Source organism: Phenylobacterium sp., from assembly GCF_030698145.1.
In the GTDB taxonomy this organism is placed as follows: domain Bacteria; phylum Pseudomonadota; class Alphaproteobacteria; order Caulobacterales; family Caulobacteraceae; genus Phenylobacterium.
The window spans coordinates 1-6,203 of the sequence record NZ_JAUYNW010000056.1; the positions used below are offsets into that span (position 1 = coordinate 1).

8 protein-coding genes are annotated in these 6,203 nt (G+C 68.8%); 6 read left to right on the top strand and 2 right to left on the bottom strand.

Annotated elements, in window-relative coordinates:
• Positions 1–153: 153 nt before the first annotated feature.
• Positions 154–504: an Hpt domain-containing protein gene (locus tag Q8Q77_RS07545; protein ID WP_305582736.1), complete on the top strand. Its 351-nt coding sequence runs from the start codon at positions 154–156 to the stop codon at positions 502–504.
• Here the strand turns inward: Q8Q77_RS07545 and Q8Q77_RS07550 are convergent.
• Positions 477–809: a chorismate mutase gene (locus Q8Q77_RS07550; RefSeq protein WP_305582738.1), complete on the bottom strand. Its 333-nt coding sequence runs from the start codon at positions 807–809 to the stop codon at positions 477–479. The two genes, Q8Q77_RS07545 and Q8Q77_RS07550, sit on opposite strands and share 28 nt — an antisense overlap.
• A 12-nt stretch (positions 810–821) precedes the next feature.
• Positions 822–1,778, bottom strand: a complete 957-nt coding sequence (gcvA, locus tag Q8Q77_RS07555) for a transcriptional regulator GcvA (RefSeq protein ID WP_305582740.1) — start codon at positions 1,776–1,778, stop codon at positions 822–824.
• 177 nt (positions 1,779–1,955) lie between these two features.
• On the opposite strand from gcvA, the gene cobA reads away from it, so the two are divergent.
• Genes cobA through Q8Q77_RS07580 form a run of 5 tightly spaced genes read left to right on the top strand, consistent with a single transcriptional unit; the run spans position 1,956 to position 6,055 of the window.
• A complete protein-coding gene (gene cobA, locus Q8Q77_RS07560) occupies positions 1,956–2,804 on the top strand; it encodes a uroporphyrinogen-III C-methyltransferase (protein ID WP_305582742.1) in 849 nt (282 codons plus the stop codon).
• Entirely contained in the window at positions 2,801–3,157 is a 357-nt protein-coding gene (locus Q8Q77_RS07565) for a DUF2849 domain-containing protein (protein ID WP_305582744.1), read from the top strand. Before cobA ends, Q8Q77_RS07565 begins: the two co-directional genes overlap by 4 nt.
• A gap of 15 nt (positions 3,158–3,172) precedes the next feature.
• Complete coding sequence (locus Q8Q77_RS07570) at positions 3,173–4,828, top strand: nitrite/sulfite reductase (RefSeq protein ID WP_305582746.1); 1,656 nt, start codon at positions 3,173–3,175, stop codon at positions 4,826–4,828.
• On the top strand, positions 4,812–5,312 hold the full coding sequence (locus Q8Q77_RS07575) for a DUF934 domain-containing protein (protein WP_305582748.1): 501 nt from the start codon (positions 4,812–4,814) through the stop codon (positions 5,310–5,312). The genes Q8Q77_RS07570 and Q8Q77_RS07575 overlap by 17 nt, the downstream gene beginning before the upstream one ends.
• Before the next feature lie 5 nt (positions 5,313–5,317).
• Positions 5,318–6,055, top strand: a complete 738-nt coding sequence (locus tag Q8Q77_RS07580) for a phosphoadenylyl-sulfate reductase (protein WP_305582750.1) — start codon at positions 5,318–5,320, stop codon at positions 6,053–6,055.
• The last annotated feature ends 148 nt before the right edge of the window (positions 6,056–6,203 follow it).

Consider the following 6,203-nt stretch of genomic DNA (forward strand, 5'->3'; position numbering starts at 1 on the left):
TCGAACCTACGACCCGCTGATTAAGAGTCAGCTGCTCTACCAACTGAGCTATGCACCCATTCGTCGTTCGGGACCTGTCGAGCCCCGGCGGCGAGGGCGCGGAACATACTTGAAGCGCGGCCGAAAGCAAGGCGTGGGGACGAGGGAAATTTCATGGCCAGGAGAGACCTCACCGGAGCGGTGAATTTCCGTTATCTGGAAGACTTCGCGCGCGGCGACGAGGCGATGATCGACGAGGTCCTGGCGCTGTTCCGCGAGCAGGCGTCCATGTGGTCGGGAATGCTGGATCCGGCGTCGGAAGGCTGGCGCGACGCGGTCCACACCATCAAGGGGGCGGCCCGCGGAGTCGGCGCCTTCGCGCTGGGCGATGTCTGCGCCCAGACCGAGGCGGACGGCGCCGAGAGCCTGAACCAGGTGCGCGACGCGCTGGACGCGGCCCTGGCCGACATCGCCGCCTACGCCCATGAGCGGGCGCTTCAGTCCTTGCGCACGCCGCGTAGCTGATCCCAGACGCCGAACTCGTAGGCGATGCAGCGGTCGATCAGCAGCCGCCACACCGGCTCGGCGATCGCCTCGGACAGCCCCGCGGCGCGGGCGCTGGTCTTCACCTTGGCCACCACGTCCTCGATCCGGGCCGTGTCCAGCACGGTGGCGCGGTCGGTCTTGATGCGGGCGGCGGCGTCCATGTAGCGCTGGCGCTCGGCCAGCAGCAGGACGAGGGCGCGGTCCAGCGCGTCGACGCCCTTGCGGACGTCGGCCATGGTCTCGCAGTCGGCGGGGAGGGGCCGATCGTCGGTCATCAGGGTCATGGGGCTCTAGGACTAAATCCCGGCGCCGTTGTCCAGGGCTCTCAGCGCGGCCTCGTGCGCCTCGGCCTCGGCGGCGATCCAGTTGATGAAGGCCTTGACCTGGGGCAGGCGGCCCTTGGCCTTCGGATGGACGACGTAATAGGCGAAGTCCACGGCCGTCGCGATGTCCAGCGGGGTGATCAGCCGTCCAGCGTCCAGGTCGGCCTGGGCCAGGGTGCGCTTGGCCAGGGCCACGCCGCGGCCGTTCAACGCGGCCTCGATGACCAGGCTGGATTGGTTGAAGCGCGGGCCTCGGGCCCCGTCGATGCTGCGCAGGCCTCTCGCCGCCAACCACATGGTCCAATCGGGGCAGGAATCATCGGGCTCCGGCGAGCCGTCGTGCAGCAGGATGTGGTTGGCGAGGTCCGCGGGTGAGTTCAGCGGCTGGGTCTCGGCCAGCGCCGGGCTCAGCACGGGGATGACGGTCTCGCTGATCAGGCGGCGGACCTCCAGGCCGGGATAGCGGCCCGCGCCGTAGCGAATGGCGATGTCCACCTCGCCGGCTGTGAGGTCGACCAGCTCCAGGCCCGCGGAAAGCCAGACGTCGACCTGCGGGTGCAGCTCCTCGAAGCGACCCAGGCGCGGCACCAGCCACTTGGCGGCGAAGGAGGGGGCGGCGGTCAGGGTCAGGCGCCGGCCGTCCACGGCGGCGGTGAGCATGGAGGCGGCCTCGGCCAGGCGGTCGAAGGCCTCACGCAGGGCGGGCAGGGCGGTCTGGGCGGCGTCGGTCAGCAGCAGGCCCTTGGGCGTGCGCTTGAACAGCGCCGCGCCGACATAGTCCTCAAGGTTTTGAATCTGCTGGCTGACCGCGCCCGGCGTCACCGAAAGCTCGTCGGCGGCCCGTGAGAAATTCAGGTGACGCGCAGCGGCCTCGAACGCCCGCAGGGCGTTGAGCGGCGGCAAACGGCGGCGCTCGGTGTTTCTCTCCATCAAGTTTTCCTGACAGCCCCGGCAGAAGTCCTTGGGTTGCGAATTGGGGCCTCGGCGACCAGTTTGCAACCGTCCGCAGATGTATCGGCCCTTTTCGTCGGCGGGCAAACCGGCGGGGTGGGTGAAAGTCCTTCCCACTCCGATTCCAGAGTTTAGCCTTTAGAGAACCTATAGACCATGGCCCACCGCAAGCCCAAGGCGAAGGAGACCAAGCGCCTTGTCGTCCTGGGCGGACGCGGCGAGCGCGCGGCCGGAACAGTCTGGCTGGTGGGCGCGGGACCCGGCGATCCGGACCTGTTGACGATCAAGGCCCTGAAGGTTCTGCAGACCGCTGACGTGGTGGTGCATGACGGGTTGGTCTCCGACGAAGTCCTCGACCTGGCGCCCGGCGCGGCGCGGCGAATCTCGGTGGCCAAGCGCAAATCGCGGCACTCCTACGCCCAGGAAGACATCAACCGGATGCTGGTCGCCTTCGCCCAGGACGGCCTGACCGTCGTGCGGTTGAAGGGCGGCGACCCCTTCATCTTCGGCCGTGGCGGCGAAGAGCTCGAGGCCTGCCGCGCGGCCGGCGTCGAGTGCAAGGTCGTCCCCGGCGTGACCGCGGCCCTGGCCGCGGCCGCCGACGCCGGCGCGCCCCTGACCCACCGCGGCTCGGCCCAGGCGGTGACCTTCGTCACCGGCCATGCCTCGACGGGGCAGGTTCCGGACCTGGACTGGCCGAGCCTGGCCAAGGCCAACCAGACCGTCGTGATCTATATGGGCGTCTCGACAGCGGCAGGAATCGCCGCGCAGCTGATCGGCGCCGGGCGCGCGGGCTCCACCCCGGCCCTGATCGTCGAGAACGCCAGCCGCGCCGATGAGCGCCGCGTCGTCACCACGCTCGCGGGCTTGCCGCAGGCCGCCGCCGAGGTGGCCGGACCGGCCCTGCTGATCGTCGGCGAGGCCATGGCGCTCGCCCAGGCGGCGACCGCCGAAGTTGTGTCACACGTCGAAGCTCGCGGTCGCGAGCGGGGAGTGAAGTCTTGAAAGCCCTGACCGCAAACCGCCTGGACGACGGCGAGGTGGTGTTCTGGAAGGCCGGACGCTGGGTCGAGCGGTTCGCCGACGCCGAGCTGTTCACCGCCGCCGAGACGGGCGAGGCGGCCGAGGCTTCCGCCAAGAGCCAGGGGACCACGGTGGTCGACGCCTATCTGATCGACCTGGTGGAGAGCGAAGGCCTGTGGGCGCCGCTCAGCTATCGCGAACGCATCCGGGCGCTCGGCCCGACCAACCATCTTGGCCACGGCAAGCAGGCCGAGGGCGGCGCGGCCATCGAGGCCCTGCAGCACGCCTCCGGCGCTGCGCGATCCACCGGCCGCGTCAACCTGATCAAGCGCTAGGAGAGGAGGGAGCCAATGTACCTGTACGACACCCTCGATAAGGAATTCCTGGCCGACCGCGCCAACGAGTTCCGCGAACAGGTGGCCCGCCGGCTGGCCGGCGAGATCACCGAAGACCAGTTCAAGATGACCCGGTTGATGAACGGGCTCTATCTGCAACTCCATGCCTACATGCTGCGGGTGGCCATCCCCTACGGCTCGCTGAACCCCGTGCAGTTTCGCGCGCTGGCGCAGATCGGCCGCAAGTACGACAAGGGCTACGGCCACTTCACCACGCGCCAGAACCTGCAGTTCCATTGGATCAAGCTGGCCGACACGCCCGCGATCCTGGACGACCTGGCGGCCGTGGACATGCATGCCATCCAGACCAGCGGCAACTGCATCCGCAACGTGACGGCCGACCCCTATGCCGGCGCCACGGCCGAGGAGATCGACGATCCTCGCATCTGGTCCGAGGCCATCCGCCAGTGGTCCAGCCTCCACCCGGAATTCTCGTTCCTGCCGCGCAAATTCAAGATCGCCATCACGGCCTCGGCCAAGGACCGCACGGCGGCCAAGGTCCACGACATCGGCCTGATGGTGCGGCGCGCCCGCGACGGGACCCTGGGCTTCGAGGTGATCGTCGGCGGCGGCCTGGGGCGCACGCCCTATGTCGGTCCGACCATTCGCGAGTTCCTGCCCGCCAACCGGCTGTTCTCGTACCTGGAGGCGGTGCTGCGGGTCTATAACCGCCACGGCCGTCGCGACAACAGCTACAAGGCCCGGATCAAGATCCTGGTCGCCGCGCTCGGCGCCGAGGAGTTCGCCCGCCAGGTCGAGGCCGAGTGGGAAAAGGTGGGCGCCGCCGGCGACCTGCCCGACACCGAGATCGCTCGCATCCGCGGCGCCTTCGCGCCCACCAGCTTCGACACCCTGGTCAATCGCTCGGAAGCCTTCGAGGAGGCCAAGGCCGCCGATCCGGCCTTCGCCCGCTGGGCGCGCAACAACCTGCGCCCGCACAAGCGCCCCGGCTATTCGATCGTGGAGATCTCGCTGAAAGGCATCGGCGACACCCCGGGCGACGCCACCTCCGACCAGATGGACCTGGTCGCCGATCTGGCTGAACGCTACGGCCAGGACGACATCCGGGTCACCCACGAACAGAACCTGGTTCTGCCGCACGTGAAGCTGGACGACCTCGCCGTCGTGCACGCCGAGCTGCAGCGCGCGGGCCTGGCCACGCCGAACGTCAACCTGATCTCCGACATCATCGCCTGCCCGGGGCTGGACTACTGCGCGCTCGCCAACGCCCGGGCGATCCCCATCGCCCAGGACATCGCGCGCAAGTTCGAGAACCAGGACCGAGCCGAGCTGATCGGCGAGCTGAAGATCAAGATCAGCGGCTGCATCAACGCCTGCGGCCACCACCACATCGGCCACATCGGCATCCTGGGCGTCGATAAGAAGGGCGAGGAGTTCTACCAGCTCACCCTGGGCGGCTCCGGCGCCGAGGACGCGGCCGTGGGCTCCATGCTGGGCCCGGCCCTGCCGGCCAACCGGGTGGCCGAGGCCATCGATGTCCTGGTCGACGTCTATCTGCGCGAACGCCAGGGCGAGGAGCGCTTCCTCGACACCGTGCGCCGCACCGGCGTCGCCCCGTTCAAGGAGGCCGTCTATGCCGACGCGCATTAAGCTCCAGGCCGACGGGTCCTTCATCCTTGCCGAGGATCCGTTCACCCACGTCGGCGACGACCAGGGCCTGCCCCCCGGCGATGTGATCATCTCGCTGACGCGCTTCCAGTCCGAGGGCGACCGGCTGTTGTCGGAAGGCCGTTCAGTGGGCGTGCGCATCGAGCCTGCCGAAGAGGTCGAGACCCTGGCCTACGACCTGCCGCGCATCGCCGTGGTCGCCGTAGCCTTCCCCAAGTACCGCGATGGGCGGGCCTATACCGCCGCGCGGCTGCTGCGCGAGCGCTACGGCTTCAAGGGCGAGATCCGCGCCGTGGGTGACGTCCTGCGCGAGCAGGCCGGTTTCATGGTCCGCACCGGCATGGACGCCTTCGAACCCGCCGACGGCTCGACCCCTGAGCAATGGGCCCACGTCGCCCATCGTCAACGTCATGTCTATCAACGCGCCGCCGACGGCCGGTCTCCGGCCTTCGCGGAACGGGAGTGATGAGTATGGCTTTCGATAATATCGAGCGTCCCTCGCTCGCCGCCCGCCTGGACGCCGAACTGCGCCACGCCCACCCGGTGACGGTGCTGGAGTCGGCGGTTGAGGTGTTCGGCGACAAGCTGGCCCTGGTCTCGTCCTTCGGGGCCGAGTCCGTGGTGCTGCTGCACATGATCTCGAAGATCAAGCCGGACACGCCAGTGCTGTTCCTCGACACCGGCATGCTGTTTGGCCAGACTCTCGACTACCGAAAGACCCTGGCGGCGAAACTGGGCCTCACCGACGTGCGCGACCTGCGCCCGCACTATCAGGACCTGGCCACCACCGACCCCGAGGCCAAGCTCTGGCAGACCGACACCGACGCCTGCTGCGAGATCCGCAAGGTGATCCCGCTGGACCGGGCCCTGGCCGACTTCGACGCCTGGATCACCGGCCGAAAGCGCTTCCACGGGGGCGACCGTCTGTCGCTGCCGGTGGTGGAGCCGGCCGAGGCCCAGGTGAAGTTCAACCCGCTCGCCAACTGGGGCAAGGCCGAGCTCGACGCCTACATCGCCGAGCACGATCTGCCGGCCCATCCGCTTGTGGCGCAAGGCTTTCCGTCGATCGGCTGCTGGCCCTGCACCAAGCCCGTGGAAGAGGGCCAGGACGTCCGCGCCGGCCGCTGGGCGGGCCAGGACAAGACCGAGTGCGGCATCCACGTCGCCCGCGCCCCGGGCGCGATCAGCAATGTCGGCGGCGACATCTGAGCCGCCGATCAGTTAAAGACGCATCATGACCGAAACCATCGCCCCGGCCGCGCCGACCAAGAAGGCGGGCGCCTTCTTCACAGAGACCGTCACCTTCGTCCAACACTGGACGCCGGAGCTGTTCTCGTTCCGCACCACCCGCGACCCG